The sequence below is a fragment of the Streptococcus mitis genome (genome assembly GCF_001579035.1).
Taxonomy (GTDB): domain Bacteria; phylum Bacillota; class Bacilli; order Lactobacillales; family Streptococcaceae; genus Streptococcus; species Streptococcus mitis_J.
The window spans coordinates 17,331-20,489 of record NZ_KQ970293.1; the positions used below are offsets into that span (position 1 = coordinate 17,331).

Consider the following 3,159-nt stretch of genomic DNA (forward strand, 5'->3'; position numbering starts at 1 on the left):
AGTGCACCCACCCCCTCTTATATTTAACATATCTTATATTCTGTTAAATAAAATTAAACAACTTCAAAGTCAGGAGTACCAAGGCTTCCACTATATTTTTCTAAAAACTAATTTACATTTTCTCATTATGTAAAATAGATAGGTTATTTAGTAGTCAAATGATAGTATACTCTGGTCAAGTTCATCTTGGCTGTAACAAATATATCCTAGTGTGATGTCTGGTGTAGAGTGATTAAATATCTTTTGAAGGATAGCTATATTGTTATTCTTTTTGTAATGATGATATCCAAACGTCTTCCTCATCGAATGAGTTCCTATGTGATTCAATCCTACATACTTAGCTGCATCTTGTAGCATTTGATATACTGCTACTCTTCCAATGTGTGTGATACGAACACCATCTGTTCGCTTTTTCTTTTTACTTGGAAAGAGATAATCATACTCTGCTAACTGATTATCTTTAATGTATCGATTGATTTCTTTTCTTAGTGGGGGGCTGATTGGAAAATACCTTATCTTCCCAGTCTTCTTCTCTTTTAGTTCAATCCTATCAGCAATTACTTGCTTAACTTGAAGAGGTACTATGTCGCTCACTCTTAGACCAGAATAGATTCCAAACATGAAAAGAACATAGTTTCTATCACTTTTATTTTTCAAGTAATCTTTGATTCGTTCGATATCATCTAGATCACGAATTGGTTCTACTTTCTTCATGTACCTCTCCTTCCTACATAAAAAGCCACTGGCCGTGGCATTGAATATGACAGTAGCTGGAATTGAACCAGCTGGTCTAGCAGTAAAACGCACGCTTGGTAAAAGTTTCAAGGAGACCCAAACAACCTGCTAATGCGCATTTCCTTCAAGGTTGAAGATGAATTGCTCTACTCCATTAAATGGGATTGGAGTTTGTGCTGACAATTTAGCTAGTACAGATTTCCCCTGTACCTTGTCAATCAATTCTGTTACTAGTTCTGGTTTAAAAAGTGTTCCAGCTTTCATTGCATTATCTGTCATAATTTCTATTCTCCTTTTGGTAGTAATTCACGAAGCATCTGCTTCATTTGCATAGTTTTGTCATCACCGATAGGGGGCTCAGTATCTCCCTGTCCTTACTGTCTAAGAGGCCGAAGCCTCTGTATTTTTAGGAGTCCTCATGACTGTTCATTGCCAATCATTGGATAATACTATTTTAGCACGTTAAAATTGATAATTACTCTTGACTTACTCCGCTCTTACTCCAGAATTACAATTTGTTCACCATTTCGATATAGCTCTGCAAATGCCAGTAGAGCCTTTCCAAGAATTTCATAATATGAACTTTCTGAGATTGCAAGCTCATTATATACTGTTTCATCTTTTTTAGGATACCATACAAGGTACTTCTCGTATATGATTTTACGATAGTAAGGATCATGTAAATTACTAACTGCCTGCTCAATAGCATCTATCTCTAACTCTGCATCAACTTTTCGAATTGCCAATTTCTCAACTTGACTAGTTGCATTATTCCCAGGACACCGAGGTGTAAAAGAGTACGTAGTTGTCACCTTCTGACCATCTGTATCATTCGCTACACGACGCCAATGAGGATATCCTTCTAATACTTTCTTGGCGTTTTCTTTTGTTTTGACTTGGTTTATTTCTGGAAAGAAAGGCATCACTCACCTCATTTCTATACCGTTTAAATTCTATTCTTTATTCGTGATCACACTACCTGCACCGTTAACAGTGACCCAGCCATGTTTCTCTCTGGCTTCTGCTTCTTTCATCCGGATAAGATTATCTGTGATTGAGTCTGACTTAGCTTTGTTAGCCTTGGCCTCACCTTCTGCTTTGATGATACCTGCGTCTGCTTCTGCTTGAGCCTGAACTTTTTTAGTATCAGCTTCAACTTTAGCCTTTTCCTGTTCTTGTTTTGCAGTGTCGATTTCCTTTTGTTTGACCGATTCATTTTTGATTGCTGCTTCAATCTCATCTCCTGCATCTTGGTCTGTAATCGTGAAAGATACAAACTCCAAATCATAAGACTCAAATTTTTCTTTGAGAGCCTTATCAATCGCCTCATAGACCTCAGTACGCTTGTCACCTAGTACATCATAGATATCGTAATTACCAGTTACCGATTCTATAGCACGTTGAACTGCTGGAGATACTACACTATCATTTACTGTTTTCAAGGTAGTGTAATTAGAAAATACCGTCATGGCTTTTTCCTTATTGACACGATATTTCACATCGATATTCGTATTCAATCATTGACCGTCTTTTGTCTGAGTCGTGATTTTCTCCATTGTTTTTGTTTGAACAGACGTAGATAAAGTGTAGACTTTGTCAATAAATGGCATTTTTAGATGATATCCTGTTTGCAGAGTATTTTCTTGAACACCACCAATTGCGCTAACCTTAACCCCAACTGTATTAGCTGGGATACGTTTCACAGCCGTGAGACGAAAAATCCCAAGTGAAGCAACAGCTGCAACTGTAATGATACCGCCCTTAGCAAGTTTTGTAAGTGTCGTTTTTCCTGTTTCGTGATTATATTGTATAAACATTGTTTTTACTCCTTTTTTAAATTATTTTCCCACCAAAAACTAGTGTTATTGTACCTGTACCATCTTTGTGTTTAGATACTAAAGCGCGACAATCTGAGCCTAATTCAATACCCTCAACTGTGATACTGCGCTTTATCCTATCAACATTGATGATTGTTCCCATTAATGTTTTAATTCTCATGTTCCATCTCTTCGATTAGCCAGTCAAGATTCTTTCTGGCTTTTTTCAGGTCTTCCAGACCGTTTTTCTTCTGGTGTCGTAGTATGTACTTCAAACTGTTACCTAGATAGAATCCTTTTATCTGCTCATCTGTCATGAAGTTTCTTAAAGCATCGATAGATTCCATACCATACCGACCTTGGTAGTGGCTTGGTTTGTTTATGTTGTCAATTATTTCTGGGTTCATTCCTTATCCTCCAAAATATCTTTATTTTCATAGATATTGCCAATGATTTCGTTCTCGTCAGTTTCTGACCACAAATAGCTAGCTAATTTCTCGCAATCATTCATAATCAACCAAGCTCCCTCAATCATGGTTACAACACCTATGATTACTTCATTTTCTGTTGTTGGCTGAGTTCGTACTTGTCTAACTATATCCCCTCC

The 3,159-nt window shown here is 37.0% G+C and carries 5 protein-coding genes and 2 pseudogenes; all 7 read right to left on the reverse strand.

Annotated elements, in window-relative coordinates:
* Positions 1 to 147: 147 nt before the first annotated feature.
* Entirely contained in the window at positions 148 to 714 is a 567-nt protein-coding gene (locus SMIDD26_RS10255; protein ID WP_061440038.1) for a site-specific integrase, read from the reverse strand.
* A 135-nt stretch (positions 715 to 849) separates the two neighbouring features.
* A pseudogene (locus SMIDD26_RS12010) lies at positions 850 to 1,014 on the reverse strand (phage major capsid protein); the annotation flags it as partial.
* Between the two features lie 218 nt (positions 1,015 to 1,232).
* Positions 1,233 to 1,658, reverse strand: coding sequence for an ArpU family phage packaging/lysis transcriptional regulator (locus SMIDD26_RS10260; RefSeq protein ID WP_061440039.1), 426 nt, complete (start codon positions 1,656 to 1,658; stop codon positions 1,233 to 1,235).
* A gap of 30 nt (positions 1,659 to 1,688) precedes the next feature.
* Positions 1,689 to 2,552: pseudogene (locus tag SMIDD26_RS10265) on the reverse strand (SPFH domain-containing protein).
* A gap of 16 nt (positions 2,553 to 2,568) precedes the next feature.
* A complete protein-coding gene (locus SMIDD26_RS12370; RefSeq protein ID WP_167747522.1) occupies positions 2,569 to 2,733 on the reverse strand; it encodes a hypothetical protein in 165 nt (54 codons plus the stop codon).
* Positions 2,723 to 2,959: a DUF3310 domain-containing protein gene (locus tag SMIDD26_RS10270; RefSeq protein WP_061440040.1), complete on the reverse strand. Its 237-nt coding sequence runs from the start codon at positions 2,957 to 2,959 to the stop codon at positions 2,723 to 2,725. Before SMIDD26_RS10270 ends, SMIDD26_RS12370 begins: the two co-directional genes overlap by 11 nt.
* On the reverse strand, positions 2,956 to 3,159 hold a 204-nt coding region (locus SMIDD26_RS12375; RefSeq protein ID WP_246747033.1), incomplete at its 5' end, for a YopX family protein. The genes SMIDD26_RS12375 and SMIDD26_RS10270, both read right to left, overlap by 4 nt.